This window comes from Streptomyces sp. NPDC091279 (assembly GCF_044757465.1).
GTDB lineage: Bacteria > Actinomycetota > Actinomycetes > Streptomycetales > Streptomycetaceae > Streptomyces.
In genome coordinates, this window is record NZ_JBIVVA010000008.1 from 343505 (window position 1) to 360112 (window position 16608).

Here is a 16608-nt window from a genome sequence, read left to right on the forward strand (position 1 = left end):
AACCAGGGAGGTGTTCGACGACACGCCGTCGTGGAGATCAGGGATGTCTCGGGGGTCGACCCTGATGCCCTGCCACGGCCACCGTGTGACCATCGTTGGCATGCCGGAAGCCGCAGCAGCGCCACTCGTCGAACCGCGGTCGCCGCGCAAGCTCTACCGCAGCAGCGACGGTCGTTGGCTCGGTGGGGTGGCGCGGGGACTCGCCGGGCACCTCGGGCTGCCCGTCGCCTGGGTGCGGCTCGTCTTCGTCGGCCTGTTCATGGCGGACGGCCTCGGGGCGTTGGTGTATGCCGCGTTCTGGTTCTTCGTGCCGCTGGGCGTCGGCGGGGTCGGCGAGCAGCGGTCCCTGTCGCTGGTCTCCACCGAGACCTCGCCCGACGGGCGGCGCCGGCTCGTCGCCCGCAGACCGGACAAGGGACAGATCGTCGCCCTGCTCCTCATGGTCGTCGTGGCCATGGTCTTCGTGGGCAGTGTCAATGTGGGCAACGGCGCCAAGGCCTACCTGTGGCCCGTCGTCCTGGTCGGGGCCGGGGTGGCCCTGGTCTGGCGTCAGGCCGACAACGCCCGGCGGGCCCGCTGGGTCGAGGTCGGCCGCCGCAAACGCACCCTGAGTCTGCTGCGCGCGGCCGGCGGTGTCCTGCTCGTCACGGCGGGCGTCAGCGGCGTCTTCGTCCTCCAGGGTTCCGCCGCCCACCTCGGCTCGGTCCTCCAGGCCGCCCTGGCCGTCCTGGTGGGGATCACGCTCCTCGCGGGCCCCTACCTCGTCCGGATGACACAGGACCTGTCCGAGGAACGGCTGATGCGCATCCGTGCCCAGGAGCGCGCCGAGGTCGCCGCCCACGTCCACGACTCCGTGCTTCACACCCTGACCCTGATCCAGCGCAACGCGGAGAGCGCGAGCGAGGTCCGCAGGCTCGCCCGGGCCCAGGAGCGCGACCTGCGCACCTGGCTCTACCGGCCGGAGGGCACCGGCAAGGACGAGGCCGACGAGCCCGCCACCCTCGCCGACGCCGTCCGGGGCAACGCGGCGGAGGTCGAGGACAAGCACGGCGTCCCCATCGAGGTCGTGGTCGTCGGGGACTGCCCGCTCGACGAGCGGATCGCGGCGCAGATGCAGGCCGCGCGCGAAGCGATGGTCAACGCCGCGAAGTACGGTGGCGAAGGCGGTGCCGTCCAGGTCTTCGCCGAGGTGGAGGGGGAGAAGGTCTTCGTGTCGGTCCGCGACCGGGGGCCCGGTTTCGACCTCGGTTCCATACCCGCCGACCGCATGGGCGTCAGAGAATCGATCATCGGCCGGATGGAGCGCAACGGCGGTACGGCGCGGCTGCGCGCGGTGCCGGACGGCGGCACCGAGGTCGAGTTGGAGATGGAGAGAGCGGAGACGTCATGAGCGACCCGACCGAGGAGAACGACACCACGGGAGCGCCCGAGCCGGCCGAGCCGGCCGAGAGCGGCGAGAGCGGCGAGAGCGGGACGAGCGGACGGCATGTGAGGGTGGTCCTCGTCGACGACCACCGGATGTTCCGCACCGGCGTCCAGGCCGAGATCGGCCGGACCGACGAGACCGGCGTCGAGGTCGTCGGCGAGGCGGCCGACGTCGACCAGGCGGTCACGGTCATCACCGCGACCCGCCCCGAAGTGGTCCTGCTCGATGTGCACCTGCCCGGGGGCGGCGGCGTCGAAGTGCTGCGCCGCTGCGCCCCGTTGATGACCGACGCCGAGCAGCCCGTGTGCTTCCTCGCCCTGTCCGTGTCGGACGCGGCGGAGGACGTCATCGGGGTGATCCGGGGCGGCGCCCGGGGCTATGTGACGAAGACGATCACGGGCACCGACCTGATCGACTCGATCTTCCGGGTGCAGGAGGGCGACGCGGTGTTCTCGCCGCGCCTGGCCGGGTTCGTCCTGGACGCCTTCGCCAACACGGACGCGCCCCCGCTCGACGAGGACCTCGACCGGCTCACCCAGCGCGAGCGCGAGGTGCTGCGGCTCATCGCGCGCGGCTACGCCTACAAGGAGATCGCCAAGCAGCTGTACATCTCGGTGAAGACGGTCGAGTCGCATGTCTCGGCGGTGCTGCGGAAGCTCCAGTTGTCCAACCGGCACGAACTGACGCGCTGGGCGACGGCACGACGGCTGGTCTGAGACGCGTGCGCGCCGCCCGTGCGGGTGCCCCGAGGGCCGTTCACGCCACCCGGGTCGCCCCCGCGAACGGCATCTCGTCGACCGGGGCCAGACGGACCGGCGCCGACGGGTTCGGGGCGTGGATCATCCGGCCGTTGCCGACATAGATGCCGACGTGACTGATGCCGGAGTAGAAGAACACCAGGTCGCCGGGGCGGAGTTCGGAGCGTGGGACGCGTCGGCCGGAGCCGATCTGGGCGTAGGTCGTGCGGGGCAGGGAGACTCCGGCCGCGCGGTAGGCGGCCTGGACGAGGCCCGAGCAGTCGAAGGAGTGGGGGCCGGTCGCGCCCCACACATAGGGGCTGCCGAGTTTGGCGTAGGCATAGGCGACGGCTGCGGCGGCACGGGAGCCGGGGGACTTGGCGGCGCCGGACCCGGGCGGCGTCAGGTCGGGGCGGGACTCGGTGGCGGACCGGGAGGCGGTGCTCGTGCCGTGCTCGCCGACCAGGGTGCGGTCGGCGGCGGGGAGTCGGGAGAGCAGGCGGCGGGCGGCGGCCAGTTTCTCGGTGACCGCCTTCTTGCGGGCCTTCAGTTCGGCCTGCCGTGCGGTGAGCGCCTTCAGTTGGAGGCGTGCGTCGCCGCGTAACTCCGCGATCTCCCGCAGCTGTTGGCGGACGACGCCGACGGCCGCGGCCTGCCGGGTGCCCGTGTACGCCATGTACTTGGCGCCGTTCAGGTACTGGTCGGGGTCGCCGGACAGCATGAGCTGGAGCGCCGGGTCGAGGCCGCCGTCGCGGTACTGGGTGGCGGCGATGGAACCGAGGGCGTCGCGGGCCGAGTTGAGCTTCAGCGTCCTGCGCGCGGCCTCGTCCCGCAGTGTGCCCAGCCGCTTCCCGGCGGCGTCCGCCTTCTCCTTCGCGCCGTTGTACTTCTCGGTCGCCGCCTCCGCCTGCCGGTACAGCGTGTCCACCGCCGACCTCACCTGCGCCGGGCTCGGATTCGGCTCGGCGTGTCCGACCCCGTCGAGCGCGGTCACCGTCGCCACGCCCGCGAGGGCGAGGACGAGGGCTGTGCGGGCGGTACCGCCGCTGACCTGGCGCCGACTGGGCTTGCGGTGCGCTGCCACGTGGACTGCACGTCCTCTCGTACGACCGCCGGGAGCGTCCTTCACGCGTCCGGCGGCGGCCCGCACAGGGGGAGCGGGCCGCCGCCGGACTTCCTCGGCGATGGTGGCCGACTGCCGCCCCTGGTCCGGACGGCGGTGGGGAGCCGGTCACCTGGAGGAGGACGCTAGGCCCGCCGATGACAACCAGGTAACGCGATGTGCGCAACTGCCAGAAGTGGGTCGGGAGGTGACCGGAACTGATCGGATCGCGGGCACGGAACGGGCAGATTCACGGGGTGCGTTGACCGAACGGGCAGTTCCGGGGCGAGTCCCGTGCCGGGGTGCTACAGCCGACCCGCAGGCGGGCGGTCGGCGGGGGGGCGGACGGGGCGGTGTCGGGTGGCCCTCGGGCCCCTGATTAGGCTCCGGCCTCATGGACGTACTCATCCATCTCTTCGTCGGCCTGCACATCGTCGGCATCGCCTCGCTGCTCGGCGGCTTCCTCACGCAACTGAAGGCGATGGGCCGGGGCACCGCGCGTTTCGTGCCCGCCATGCTGCACGGCGCGCTGACGATGCTGGTCACCGGCGCGCTCCTGGTCGGCCTCAACCAGGCCGACGACCACCACGTCAACACCCTCAAGATCGGTGTGAAGCTGGCCCTGCTCATCGTGATCCTGGGCCTCGTCTACGTGAAGCGCGACGACGAGAAGGTCGACAAGAACCTGTTCGGCCTGGTGGGCCTGCTCACCACGGTGAACATCTTCATCGCCGTGCTGTGGACCTGATCCCCGCCCGGCCGCCCGCACAGCGGCGCGCCGCACCCACGGCGACGGCGAGCCACCCCGCCACCGCGATCCACAGCAGCACCTGCCCCGGCCCCCTGAGCCACGGGAGGCGCGCGGCGGACCCGACGGCCAGCGTGGCCGCCGCCGTCATGCCCAGCGGGAACACGGTCGCCCAGCGGAGCACGTCGTAGCGCGGCCGGGGGCGGACCGCCTCCGCGACGGCGAGAACGACGTACCAGGCGCCGGCGAGCACCAGCAGCGCGACGGTGACCGCGCGCAGGACGCCGCGATCGTCGTCGTTCCACAGGTGGAGGCGTGTGTCGTCGGCGGCGAGCAGGGTCGAGCCGGCCAGCGCGGAGATGGCGAGCGCGCCGCCCGCCACCCACTGGTCACCGGCGCCCTCGAACAGTTGTCGTAGGTCGAAACAGGCCAGCGCGACGCAGTAGAGGACCAGGCCGCCCCAGAACAGCACCAGAGCGGTGTACGCGAGCCACGCCGCCGTCTGCGCCCCGGCGAGCGTGCCGGACAGCGCGGCGAGCCCCTGCGTCGCCACGCAGGCCAGGAACACCCCGCCGGACATCCCGCGCCGCCGCCAGTGCCGTACGACGTCGATCAGCAGCGCCGGCCACAGGGCGGCGGCCAGCGCCAGCAGCGCGTCGGCGAGGAGATGCCGGCCCAGGTCGGAGAAGCGGGTGCCGAGAACGGCGGTCGCCGCGACGGCCGTCAGGGCCCCCGGCACCCGGGCCGCCGCCATCCATCGCGCCCGGTCCCACAGCAGCCCCGTGACGAAGCGCGCGGCCAGCACCAGCCACGCCCCGCACGCGAGCACCAGGGCGATCAGCGACAGCACCTCGTGCCCCGTCAGCCGCAGCCCCACCGACAGGATGCCCGTCGCCAGCACGGCGGCCCCGGCCTCCGGCGAACGGCGTGCCCACCACGCGCGCGGGGAGAGGGAGCCGGACGCGGGACCGTGAGGGGCGGACATGGGCCGATGCTAGGGAGCACCCGGCGCGGCGGTCGCGGGGCACGCGCGGGCGGGCGGAAACGGTCGCGCAGGGCGGCGCGGGCGCACGGACACGGGCCGGGCATATGCCAAAACGGCCGTACGCGTGCGTGCCGCGACGGCGGGTGCCGTCGATGCCTACGCGCGCGTGCGGCCGGGTCGGTGTCGGCTCAGGCCGGGCGGACCACGCTGTGGATGATCGACTCGCCGCCGTAGTAGACGGACTCCTCGCGGACGTACGCGCCCGGCTTCGGGGCGTGGATCATCATGCCGTTGCCGATGTAGAGGCCCACGTGGGTGACGTCGTCGTAGAAGAAGATCAGGTCACCGGGGCGGGCGTCGGCGAGGGGGACGGTCGTTCCGGCGTTCACCTGGTCGTAGGTGGTGCGCGGGAGGGTGACGCCCGCGGCCTTCCAGGCGGCCTGCGTGAGGCCGGAGCAGTCGTAGGAGCCGGGTCCGGTGGCACCCCAGACATACGGCTTGCCGACCTGCGCGCGGGCGAACGCAAGCGCTTTCCCCGCCTTGACGGAGTACGCGTCGCCCGAGGCGGAGGAGGAGGAAGAGGCGGAAGGGGACGACGAGGCGGACGAGGATGACGAGGACGACGAGTCAGGGGTGTCCTGTCGGGCCGCCTGCTCCGCCTTCTGCTGCTTCGCGAGTTCGGCGGCCTTCTCGGCGGCGGCCTCCTGCTTCTTCCGCTCGATCTCCGCGAGCCGCGCCTTCTCCTCGGCGGTCAGCTTCGACAGCATCGCGCGCGCGGCGGAGAGTTTCTGCTGCACGGTGGCCTTGGCCGTGTGCAGGTCGCTCTGGGTCTCGGTGAGCGTCTCAAGGCTCCGGGTGGCCTCCTGGCGCTTCTTCATGGTCGCCGACTGCTCGGTGACGTAGTCGTCGACCGCGCCCTTCTGGCGGGAGGTCAGACGGCTCATCAGCTGGGTCTGGTCGAAGTAGTCCTGCGGCGTGTCGGAGAGCAGGAAGGTCGCCGTGTCCGGCGTCGAGGCCCCGGAACGGTACTGGGCCGCGGCGAAGGAACCCAGCTCCTCCCGCGCGGAGTTGAGCTTCTGGGTGCGCCGGGCGACGTCGTCGAGGAGCGTGTCGACGCGCTTGCGCTGCTTGGTGGTCCGCTCCTTGGCCGCGTTGTACTTCTCGGTCGCCGACTCGGCCTGCCGGTACAGGTCGTCGACCTTCTTCTCGACCTCCTCCAGGCTCGGCTTGCCGTCGGGGGCGGGGGCGGCGTCGGCCGTCTGGGACAGCAGGGCGACGGAGGTCAGGGCGGCCGTGGCGAGGGCGGGGGTGCGGATGCCTGCTGCGCGTGCTCCCGAGGGGCGCGACTTGCGGTGCGACGCCAAGAGTGGCGACTCCTTCCCATATCCGCCTACCGAGTCGGCTGTCGGGTTCGGGCGCGTGCTTCGGAAGGGTTGCCCTACGGTGCCCGTCCCGCGAGGGGAGGGCGGACCGATTCACCCCGGGATCGGTGTGGGTCCCCGGCTCCGGATGCGCGGCGGCGGCCCGGACTCGGCGGCGGCCGCGCGGCCCGGCGACGTTCGCCGGAGAGGGTCGTGCGGCCTTGCCGGAACGGTAGCCAACTCGTGTGGCCTCTGTGAAGGTTGATGGCCGATATGCCCGATACGTTTTCGTGACCTCGGGAAGGTGTGCGGGGGTCGGTCGCCGCACGTGAACGCCTGGTCACGGGCGGTCGCGGGTGGCGTGGCCGGACGTCCGTGCGCGGTGGATGTTCTCAGGGCGGGGGCGGGCTGTCAGTGGGGCCGCCTAGACTCGGAGAGCGATGAGCAGCCTCTTTGACGACAGCTTCCTGGCGAACCTCCAGACCCCCCGCGGGCACGACGAGGAACCCCCGCCACCACCCGAGGACGAGCACGCCCCGGAGTCGATTCCGGACGACCTGTTCGGCGGGAAGTTCGACGCGCCCCCGGACCGCGACACCCACTACCGCGACGGCGCCCCGCGTCCGGTCCTGGACGCCGCAGCCCTGGTCGACGGGTTGAACGACAACCAGAAGAAGGCCGTCGTCCACGCCGGGACCCCGCTGCTCATCGTGGCCGGAGCCGGTTCCGGCAAGACCCGGGTGCTCACCCACCGCATCGCCTACCTCCTGGCCGAGCGGAACGCGCACCCGGGCCAGATCCTCGCGATCACCTTCACCAACAAGGCCGCCGGTGAGATGAAGGAGCGCGTCGAGCAGCTCGTCGGACCGCGCGCGAACGCCATGTGGGTGATGACGTTCCACAGCGCGTGCGTGCGCATCCTGCGCCGGGAGAGCAAGAAGCTCGGCTTCACCTCGTCGTTCTCGATCTACGACGCCGCCGACTCCAAGCGCCTGATGGCCCTGGTCTGCCGCGACCTGGACCTGGACCCCAAGCGCTACCCGCCGAAGTCGTTCAGCGCCAAGATCTCCAACCTGAAGAACGAGCTGATCGACGAGGAGGACTTCGCCGCGCAGGCCGCCGACGGTTTCGAGAAGACCCTCGCGCAGGCCTACGCCATGTACCAGTCACGGCTGCGCGAGGCGAACGCCCTCGACTTCGACGACCTGATCATGACGACGGTCAACCTGCTGCGCGCCTTCCCCGACGTCGCCGAGCACTACCGCCGCCGTTTCCGGCACGTCCTCGTCGACGAGTACCAGGACACCAACCACGCCCAGTACGCGCTCGTGCGTGAGCTGGTCGGCAGCGCCGAGCGGCCCCTCGACGTGCCGCCGGTCCCGCTCGCCGAGCACGAACTGCCGCCCGCCGAACTGTGCGTCGTCGGCGACGCCGACCAGTCGATCTACGCCTTCCGGGGCGCGACGATCCGCAACATCCTCCAGTTCGAGGAGGACTACCCGGACGCGACGACGATCCTCCTGGAGCAGAACTACCGCTCCACCCAGACGATCCTCACCGCCGCCAACGCCGTCATCGAGCGCAACGAGTCCCGCCGCCCCAAGAACCTGTGGACCAACGCCGGTGCGGGCGCCCGCATCACCGGGTACGTCGCCGACACCGAGCACGACGAGGCGCAGTTCGTCGCCGAGGAGATAGACCGCCTCACCGACGCGGGCGACGCCAAGGCCGGGGACGTCGCCGTCTTCTACCGGACGAACGCCCAGTCGCGGGTCTTCGAGGAGATCTTCATCCGCGTCGGCCTGCCCTACAAGGTCGTCGGCGGCGTCCGCTTCTACGAGCGCAAGGAGGTCCGGGACGTCCTGGCCTACCTGCGGGTCCTCGCCAACCCGGAGGACTCCGTCCCGCTGCGCCGGATTCTGAACGTCCCCAAGCGCGGCATCGGCGACCGCGCGGAGGCGATGATCGACGCCCTCGCGCAGCGCGAGAAGATCAGCTTCCCGCAGGCGCTGCGCCGCGTCGACGAGGCGTACGGCATGGCGGCGCGCTCCACCAACGCCGTGCGGCGGTTCAACACGCTGATGGAGGACCTCCGCACGATCGTCGAGTCCGGCGCCGGACCGGCGACGGTCCTGGAGGCGATCCTCGAACGCACCGGCTACCTCGCCGAGTTGCAGAACTCCACCGACCCGCAGGACGAGACCCGCATCGAGAACCTCCAGGAACTCGCCGCCGTCGCCCTGGAGTTCGAGCAGGAGAGCGGCGAGGCCGAGAGCGACACGCCCGTCGGACTCGCCGCCTTCCTGGAGCGCGTCGCCCTGGTCGCCGACTCCGACCAGATCCCCGACGACGACGAGGACGGCTCCGGAGTCATCACCCTGATGACCCTGCACACCGCCAAGGGCCTGGAATTCCCGGTGGTGTTCCTCACCGGCATGGAGGACGGCGTCTTCCCGCACATGCGCGCCCTCGGCCAGGCCAAGGAGCTGGAGGAGGAACGGCGCCTCGCCTACGTCGGCATCACGCGCGCGCGGGAACGGCTCTACCTCACGCGCGCGTCCCTGCGCAGCGCGTGGGGGCAGCCGTCGTACAACCCGCCCTCCCGTTTCCTGGAGGAGATCCCGGCCCAGCACGTCGACTGGAAGCGCACCGGCGCCAAGGCGTCGGCGCCCGCGGGACCGGTGTCGGGGGTCGCGGCCTCGCTGTCGTCGTCCCGCTCGCGCTCCTCGGCGTCGGGCGCGTCCGGGTTCGCCACCCGCAGGTCGGCGGCGGAGAAGCCGGTGGTCGCGCTGGCCGTCGGCGACCGGGTGACGCACGACCAGTTCGGGCTCGGCACGGTCGTCGGCGTGAAGGGCACGGGCGGCAACGCGGAGGCGACGGTCGACTTCGGGGACGTCAAGCCGAAGCGGCTGCTGCTGCGGTACGCGCCGGTCGAGAAGCTGTAGTTGACGGAAAACGGCTCGTCCCTACGGGTGAGGGCGAGCTGTTCCGGCCGGTCGAGCGGGGGCGCTACGTCGGGTCGAGGCCGTGGCTGCGCAGCCACGGGAGCGGGTCGATGGCGGAGCCACCGGCGGGCCGGACCTCGAAGTGCAGGTGCGGGCCGGTCGAGTTGCCGGAGTTGCCGGAGTACGCGATCGGGTCGCCGGCCTTGACCGTCGTTCCGGAGGCGACGCGGTAGCTGGAGAGGTGGCAGTACCAGGTCTCCGTGCCGTCCTTCGCGGTCACGATCATCATGTTGCCGTAGGCGCTGTTCCACTGGGTGCGCGCGGTGCCGTCGGTCGCGGCCATCACCGAGGTGCCGTAGGAGACGGGGAAGTCGATGCCGGTGTGCACGGACATCCAGTTGACGCCGGCCTGGCCGAAATAGGCGCTCAGGCCGCGCTGGGCGACGGGGAGCGCGTACTTGGGGCGCAGCCGTTCCTTGCGGGCGGCCTCGGCGGCGGCCTTCTTCTGCTCGGCGGCCTGCTCGGCCTTGAGGTCGATGCGCTCCTGCGTCCGGCTGGCCCGGTCACGGAAGTCGTCGGCACCGTCGGAGAGGCTCCGGAGCTGGTTGTCCAGCTTGTTGTTGGCGGCGGACGGCTTCACGGGGTGCGCGTCCGACGCCGTCGCCGTCGTCGACGTATCGCTGTCGCCGGAGAACGTGCCCACGGACGTGGCGGCGATGCCCGCGACGCCCATCACGCACGCCGACGGCACGGCGATCGTCAGCAGCGCGGACCGCTTGGGCGGCGGGCGGCGGCGCGAACGGGACGCGGCACGCGAGGCCGCGCGACCGCCCGGCACCGGGGTGACCTCCTCCTGGTCGCCCAGGAGGCCCACGGACGGGAACGCGCCGGGGTCGGCCGACTCGCCGCCGTCCGCGCCGGGTTCGTCGTAGGAGGCGTAGCCGAACGGGTCGGCCTGCGCGAACTCACCGGTCCCGTCGTGCTGTTCGACCTGTTCGAAAACGGCGGTGGCCTGCGCGTCGTGCTCATCGGGCGCCGAACCGTCGGAGTTCCACCCGGTGGCGTCGTACGCGCCGGTGTCGAAGGCCTGCGTGCCCCATTCCCACTGCTGGGTCTGGTCGGCCGGGCCGCCGGAGGCGTCGGGCTGGAGCCAGGCGGGCGCGTCCCACTGGCCGGAGGTCTCGGCACCGCCCGTCTGGAGCCAGGTGGGCGTCTCCCACTGGCCGGAGACGTCGGAGCCGCCCGTCTGCGGCGGGATCGCGGACAACTGCTGGTCGGCGGACCAGGACGTCGTCTCGTACCCGCCGGTGTCGTAACCGGCGTGCTGCGGGGCCGCGTACGGGTCGTGGTTCAGGATCTGCTGGCCGCCCGTGCTCCAGGCGGAGGCGTCGTAGCCGCCGGTGGCGTCGCCGGGGAGGTTCCCGAAGAGGGGGTCGGCGGCGAAGGTCGCGGTGCCCTGGCCGTCGGTGGGGAAGGCGCCGGTGTCGTAGCCGCCGTACGAGGTGAGGTCGCCGTGCTGGGCTTCCTGGGTGCCGTACGGCGCGTGGTGCGCCTGGTGGTCGGCGTCGGAAGCCGGGGTCGGGGTCAGAGTCCCCGACGGGTGACGGTCGTTCACCAACTTCTCTTTCGCCTCGACAACAGGGGCTGCCAGAGCAGTGCGGCGACTGTACCCGGCGGTATACGGGCGCGACAATCTTTCGCAGGTTTCGCGCGCGCGGGAACCGGGCAATCGGCTGCCTTTCGGCGGACTGCGGGCACGGCTTTGGCCCTGCGTTCGGGGCCCGTTCGAGGTGGAGGGGCCGGTCGGGCGGGGTGGCCGAGCCGGCGGGCGCCACCTGGACGGTGGGGCGTGACTGGTGTGGCGTCGGGCGCGCCGGACGGACTCCTCCAGGGGCGCGCGGACGGCGGGGCGAGGTCGGCGAGGGCCTCGGTGGCGGGGGTGGGGGCCAGGCGGAGGTGCGGGTGGAGGGCCGGGGGAGGTGCGGGTGGAGGGTTGGGCGGAGGCGCGGGGTGGGGGTGGGGTCAGGCCACTGTCAGGCCGTTCGTCCGGGTGGTGAGGCCGGTTTGCGTCTCGGGCTCGTCGAGGGTCTGGCGTATGCGGGTGGCGACCGCCGGGTGCACCGGGAGGGCGAGGTGGCCGACGCCGGTCACCTGGATGTTCTGCGCGAGCAGGTCGGGATGGTCGACGCAGGCCGTCTCCGGCGGGTCCATGAGGTGGTCCAGGTCGCTCCAGAAGCTGACGAACCGGGTGCGGCAGCCGGGCGCGGGCCGGGCCAGTTCCGCCAGCACCTCCGAGCCGGGGCGCATCTGGCGCACGATCGGGTGCGCGTTCATCAGCGGCACCACCCGGGTGCCGGAGTGCGGGGTGCCCAGGGTCACCAACGTCCGCACGCGCACGTCGCCACCGAGGCACTGCGCGTAGTAACGGGCGATCAGGCCGCCGAGGCTGTGGCCGACGACGTCCACCTGACGGCTGCCGGTCCGCTCGCAGATCTCCTCGATGTGCCGCCCCAGCAACTCCGCCGCCGCGCGGATGTCGCAGGTCAACGGCGAGTAGTTCAGCGACGTGACCTGCTGGCGGCCGTGCTGGGCGAGGCTGCGGCGCAGCAGGACGAAGACCGAACGGTTGTCGATGAAGCCGTGCAGGAGAACGACCGGGGGTTTCGCCGTCGTCGGCAACTGGGCCGTGCCGTCGGGCAACGGCGCCGGGGCCGGGGTCTCGGCCGGGCCGCGCTCCGGGGCGATGCCCGAGGGATAGAGGAGGAGATGCCCCGCGAGGATCGCCAACTCCAGGGCCGTCGCCTTCAACAGGGCCACGGAGAGCCCCGCCACGCTGTCCGGCAGCAGCTTCTGACAGAGGGGGAGCGCGGGCGTCAACACCCGGGTCACCTTCATGGCCGACCTCCTGTCGGCACCCCCGAGGACAACCCTGTCCCCCGTGTGCCCTCGGGGGAGCCGGTGACCTGGCGGTGACCTCCGAGTTGCCGGTGACCTCTGCGCGGTGCGGTGGTGTCGGCGGTTCCCGTGGTGCCGGTGGCTCCCCTGCGCCGCCGTTCCCTCCGTGGCGTCGGTGTCCCACCCGCTGGTGCCGCGGTGTGACCCCGGTGCCGCCGAGACTCGGAACGGAGCGCTGCGAACATGTCCCTCTGTGTGATTTCCCCCTCGGTCTCCGTCGCGAAACTGCCGGTTGAGGGATGCTGTGGATAACGTTCGTTCACTTCTCCGCACGCCGAGGTGCGGGCGTCCGCGCGAGCGGTGCGCGGCCCGTGTGCTGGGTGGGTAGGAGTCGGTACGGATGGACCAGGACGTCGTCGCTTCATGGAGGCAGTGATGGGTGTGGCAACCGGCCCGATCCGCGTGGTGGTGGCCAAACCGGGGCTCGACGGCCACGATCGCGGGGCGAAAGTGATCGCGCGGGCGTTGCGGGACGCCGGTATGGAGGTCATCTACACCGGGCTTCATCAGACGCCCGAGCAGATCGTCGACACCGCGATCCAGGAGGACGCGGACGCGATCGGGCTGTCCATTCTCTCCGGGGCGCACAACACACTGTTCGGGGCGGTGATCGATCTGCTCAAGGAACGGGACGCGGCGGACATCCTGGTGTTCGGGGGCGGGATCATTCCGGAGGCGGACATCGCTCCGCTGAAGGAGAAGGGCGTCGCGGAGATCTTCACGCCGGGGGCGACCATGGGGGAGGTCGTGGAGTGGGTGCGGGTGAATGTGCGGCAGCCTGCGGGGGCGTAACGGGGGTGAGCTCGCCCCCGCCGCCCCTTCCCGTTCCCTTGGCTGGCACCGGGGGCTGCGGCCCCCAGACCCCCGCTTCGGCCTGACCCTCAAACTCCCCCAGAGGGGGGACCCCCAGACGGGCTGAGTAGTTCCTCCAGCATCGTTCCTCTCAATCTGAGTGTCGTCACGAGTCGTTGGAAGGCCTCCGACCAGTAGTCGGCTGCTCCTGGGGAGGCGTCTTGCGGGGTGTCCGGGGTGGTGAGGAGGGCGTTGAGGCGGGGGGCCTCTTCGGGGGAGAGGCAGCGTTCGGCCAGGCCCATGACGCCGCTGAAGCTCCAGGGATAACTGCCCGCGTCCCTCGCGATGTCGAGGGCGTCGACGACCGCGCGGCCCAGCGGCGGTGACCAGGGCACCGAGCAGACGCCGAGGAGCTGGAACGCCTCGGACAGGCCGTGGGCCGCGATGAAACCGGCGACCCAGTCGGCCCGTTCGGTCGCGTCCAGGGTGCTCAGCAGCTTGGCGCGTTCGGCGAGGGAGACGGCGCCGGGGCCGCCCGCCTCGGGAGCGGACGGGGGACCGAGCAACGCCCGCGCCCAGCCGGGGTCCGCCTGGCGGACGGCGGCACGGCACCACGCGGCGTGCAGTTCGCCCTGCCAGTCGTCCGTCACCGGGAGGGCGACGATGGCCTCGGGACCGCGTCCGCCGAGTCGGCCGGGCCAGGTGCCGAGCGGCGCCGCCTCCACCAACTGGCCCAGCCACCAGGACCGTTCGCCCCGTCCGGCCGGGGCCTTGGGTGCCACGCCGTCGCGTTCCATGCCCGCGTCGCACTCGTGCGGGGCCTCGACCGTGATCGTCGGGGTGTCCCGTGTGCGGTCCAGGGCCACGCAGGCACCCGCGCGCAGGGCCATGCGTCCCGCCAGCGCCGAGTCCGGGAGAGCGGACAGCAACTCGGCGGCCGTGGCCCGGACGTTGCGGCTGCGGTCGGACAACGCCTGTTCCAGGAAGGGTTCGTCCTCGGGGGCGAGGCCGGTGCGCAGGGAGTCCAGGAACATCAGGCGGTCCTCCGCCCGTTCCGTCGGCCAGGTCGCGGCGAGCAGGTCGCGTGCGGCGGCCGGAGCGTGGGTCCGCAGGGTGGCGAGGAGGGTGACGCGCTCCGTGAACAGGCCCTCCTTCCACAGGTGTTGGACCTGATCGCCGTCCACCGGCGCCGGCAGGGCCGACCCGCTGCCCGGTGCCGCCCTCAGAGCGAACCGCCAGTCCGGGTTCAGCCTCGCCAGCCACAGCGCGCGCGGGCCCGCGAACGTCAGTGCCGCCGGGCGCAGATCCGTCCTGCCCCGGGCCGCGTCCAGGAGCGCGGGGAGGCACTGGGGCGGCGGCGCGTAGCCGTGGGCGTTGGCCGCCGCCAGCCACTGCGGGAGCAGCTCCATCAGGTCCGGTGCGCTTCCTCTGCGGCCGCCTCCGCCGGTGCCGGGGCGGTCGGCCAGGAGCAACGCCAGTCTGTGGGCGGCGGGTTCGGGTAGGGGTGGACGGGGGTCCTCGGGGGCGGGGGTGGGGCGTCGGGGGGCGCGGGCGGGGCGGAGTCCGGCTCGACGCCGGACGGTTTCCAGGGCTGCGGCGTCCAGTAGCGCGACTGGGGCGTGCCGGCGCGCTGTTGCCGTCGCCGTTGTGAGTGCCCTGAGCGGGCGTCGGTCTGTGCCGAGTAGGGCTGTTGTGACGAGGTCTTCCCAGTCGGGGGGCTCGGGGGGCCTGGGTGGGGGCGGTGACTTGGGCGGGGCCGGTGGGGTCGGCAGGGCCGGTGGGATCGGCGGGGCCGGTGGGGTGGATGTGCTGTCGTTCATGCGGGTTCTTTCTGGGGAGTTCCGGGATGGTCCTGGGAGTTCAGTGGCGTTGCGGGGTGGGGGTGGGGGGTTGGGGTGCGTTGCGGGGTGCGGGCCGGTGGGGGTTTGTCGCGCAGTTCCCCGCGCCCCTGAAAAACAGCGTCCCTTCGTTGTCGGGGTGCGGGCCGGTGGGGGCTGGTCGCGCAGTTCCCCGCGCCCCTTAAGGGCGGCGTCTGCTCGTTGTCGGGTGCGGGGTGGTGGGGGTTCTTGCGCTCGCGCGGTGGAGCCGCATGGTGATGCAGCCCCGCGCCCCTTAAGGGCGGCGTTGTCGTGTGCGGAGTTTCGGTGTGGTCGGGGGCCGCTTGGGTGGGTGGTGTGGGTGGGGTGGTTAGTGGAGTTGGATTGGGGGGTTTGGAGGGGTTGGCCAGGCTGTCAAGGGGGTGAAGCCTTGGGGGCCGTACTCGCCGAAGACCTTGATCGGGGCGCCGCCCGAGAGGGCGACCAGGCGCCAGAGGCCGGGGCGGGAACGGGCGGCCGGGGTGAGGGGCAGGGCGTTGTCCTCGTCGGCGTCCGCGAGGTGCCAGGTGTCGCCGTCCGGGGTCGGGATCACCCGGTCCAGGGTGACCGGGACGGACTCCAGCCAGGGATCGTCGCGCAGGGCCGCCCCGTAACGGGCCGCCGCTGTCGCCGTCGTCACCCCGGGCGGCCGGGTCGACGTCGGGGACGGGGGCGCGAACTGTCTGCCGAGCGCCCCTCGTAGCTGCCCCGTGCCCGGATACGCGGCCACCTCCGCGTCCGACGCCAGCCCCACCGGCAACGCCACCTCCGGGGCGCGGCCCGCCGCACCGTAGGAGAGGAGCAGCACCGTACGGCCCGTGCCGGCGCCGTACAGCCAGATCCGGCGGGTCGTCAGACGGGCGTCCGCCGTGTCGTACTGGGCGAGGACCAGCCAGTCGTCCCGCACCGGCGGACCCTCGGCCGACGTGGGCAGGCCGACCCGGGAACGGACCGTCGCCGCCAGCCTCTCCGGCAGGTCCGCCCGCCGCTGCCAGCCCCGGTCGAGCAGGTGGAGCAGCGCGCACTCCTCCAGCAGCCGCACCGGCCAACCCGGGCCGGACGCCGGTATCGCCCCCAACTCCCTTACCCGCGACGCCAGTCCGGGCGCCTGCGCGTCGACCATGCGGGCCGCCGTCTCCTCCCATGGCCCGTATCCGGCCTGCTCGGCACCGGCCAGCCCGCCGCGCACCAGATCGGCCAGCCGCTGCTCCAACTCCGCCGTCCCCGCGCTGATCCGCTCGGCCCGGCGCTCCGCCCGTCGCCGCGCCGCCTCCGGATCGGCCGCCCCGGACCCGGCCCCCGACGCCGCGTCAGCCCCCTTCCCCTCGGCCCGTTTCCGTCTCCCCGCCACCCACTCCCGCGCCCAGTCCGGCGGCTGCCCGACCGGCACCGCGTCCTCCCCGCCCGCCCAGAGCAGCAGCAGCCCGAGCGCGTGCTTGCACGGGAACTTCCGGCTCGGACAACTGCACGTGAACGCCGGTCCCGCCGCGTCCGCGAGATCCACGGCCGTCCGGTACGGCTTGCCGCCGCTGCCCTGGCACAGCCCCCACACCGCCCCCTCGTCACCCCTGCCCGCCCCGGACCACGGCCCGGCCGCACCGAGTTTGCTCCCCGCCTTGCGTGACGGGGCGTCAGGCGCCAGTGCCAGCACCTGATCCGCCGTCCAGCGCACCCCCTGCTGAGTCATGACATCGAAGGTAG

Annotated in this window: 12 protein-coding genes and 1 riboswitch; of the genes, 5 read left to right on the top strand and 7 right to left on the bottom strand. The window is 72.6% G+C overall.

What is annotated here, in order from left to right; genetic code table 11:
* The first annotated feature begins 100 nt into the window (after positions 1 to 100).
* Positions 101 to 1390, top strand: coding sequence for a PspC domain-containing protein (locus ACIQOU_RS22190; RefSeq protein WP_401538508.1), 1290 nt, complete (start codon positions 101 to 103; stop codon positions 1388 to 1390).
* The gene (locus ACIQOU_RS22195) at positions 1387 to 2142 is read left to right on the top strand and encodes a LuxR C-terminal-related transcriptional regulator (protein ID WP_401538509.1); all 756 of its coding nucleotides are present in this window, start codon (positions 1387 to 1389) and stop codon (positions 2140 to 2142) included. The genes ACIQOU_RS22190 and ACIQOU_RS22195 overlap by 4 nt, the downstream gene beginning before the upstream one ends.
* A 40-nt stretch (positions 2143 to 2182) precedes the next feature.
* On the opposite strand, the gene ACIQOU_RS22200 is transcribed toward ACIQOU_RS22195, so the two are convergent.
* Positions 2183 to 3247 (bottom strand): NlpC/P60 family protein, encoded by a 1065-nt coding sequence (locus ACIQOU_RS22200; protein ID WP_401538510.1) that lies wholly within the window; start codon positions 3245 to 3247, stop codon positions 2183 to 2185.
* 412 nt (positions 3248 to 3659) lie between these two features.
* Here ACIQOU_RS22200 and ACIQOU_RS22205 point away from each other — a divergent pair, with 412 nt between their 5' ends.
* Complete coding sequence (locus ACIQOU_RS22205) at positions 3660 to 4013, top strand: hypothetical protein (protein WP_401538511.1); 354 nt, start codon at positions 3660 to 3662, stop codon at positions 4011 to 4013.
* On the opposite strand, the gene ACIQOU_RS22210 is transcribed toward ACIQOU_RS22205, so the two are convergent.
* Positions 3991 to 4998: a tellurite resistance/C4-dicarboxylate transporter family protein gene (locus tag ACIQOU_RS22210; protein ID WP_401538512.1), complete on the bottom strand. Its 1008-nt coding sequence runs from the start codon at positions 4996 to 4998 to the stop codon at positions 3991 to 3993. The genes ACIQOU_RS22205 and ACIQOU_RS22210 overlap by 23 nt on opposite strands.
* 188 nt (positions 4999 to 5186) lie before the next feature.
* Complete coding sequence (locus ACIQOU_RS22215) at positions 5187 to 6362, bottom strand: NlpC/P60 family protein (protein WP_401538513.1); 1176 nt, start codon at positions 6360 to 6362, stop codon at positions 5187 to 5189.
* A gap of 8 nt (positions 6363 to 6370) precedes the next feature.
* Positions 6371 to 6527: riboswitch (cyclic di-AMP (ydaO/yuaA leader) on the bottom strand.
* Between the two features lie 272 nt (positions 6528 to 6799).
* On the opposite strand from ACIQOU_RS22215, the gene pcrA reads away from it, so the two are divergent.
* Entirely contained in the window at positions 6800 to 9304 is a 2505-nt protein-coding gene (gene pcrA / locus ACIQOU_RS22220; RefSeq protein ID WP_401538514.1) for a DNA helicase PcrA, read from the top strand.
* Between the two features lie 64 nt (positions 9305 to 9368).
* Here the strand turns inward: pcrA and ACIQOU_RS22225 are convergent, their stop codons facing one another.
* Positions 9369 to 10919, bottom strand: coding sequence for a M23 family metallopeptidase (locus tag ACIQOU_RS22225; RefSeq protein ID WP_401538515.1), 1551 nt, complete (start codon positions 10917 to 10919; stop codon positions 9369 to 9371).
* 407 nt (positions 10920 to 11326) lie between these two features.
* The gene (locus ACIQOU_RS22230; protein ID WP_401538516.1) at positions 11327 to 12199 is read right to left on the bottom strand and encodes an esterase/lipase family protein; all 873 of its coding nucleotides are present in this window, start codon (positions 12197 to 12199) and stop codon (positions 11327 to 11329) included.
* Between the two features lie 435 nt (positions 12200 to 12634).
* Here ACIQOU_RS22230 and ACIQOU_RS22235 point away from each other — a divergent pair, with 435 nt between their 5' ends.
* On the top strand, positions 12635 to 13051 hold the full coding sequence (locus ACIQOU_RS22235; protein ID WP_401538517.1) for a cobalamin B12-binding domain-containing protein: 417 nt from the start codon (positions 12635 to 12637) through the stop codon (positions 13049 to 13051).
* Positions 13052 to 13140: 89 nt separating this feature from the next.
* Here ACIQOU_RS22235 and ACIQOU_RS22240 read toward each other — a convergent pair whose 3' ends face one another.
* On the bottom strand, positions 13141 to 14871 hold the full coding sequence (locus tag ACIQOU_RS22240) for a DUF5691 domain-containing protein (RefSeq protein WP_401538518.1): 1731 nt from the start codon (positions 14869 to 14871) through the stop codon (positions 13141 to 13143).
* Positions 14872 to 15238: 367 nt separating this feature from the next.
* Complete coding sequence (locus ACIQOU_RS22245; protein WP_401538519.1) at positions 15239 to 16594, bottom strand: SWIM zinc finger family protein; 1356 nt, start codon at positions 16592 to 16594, stop codon at positions 15239 to 15241.
* Positions 16595 to 16608 lie beyond the last annotated feature (14 nt).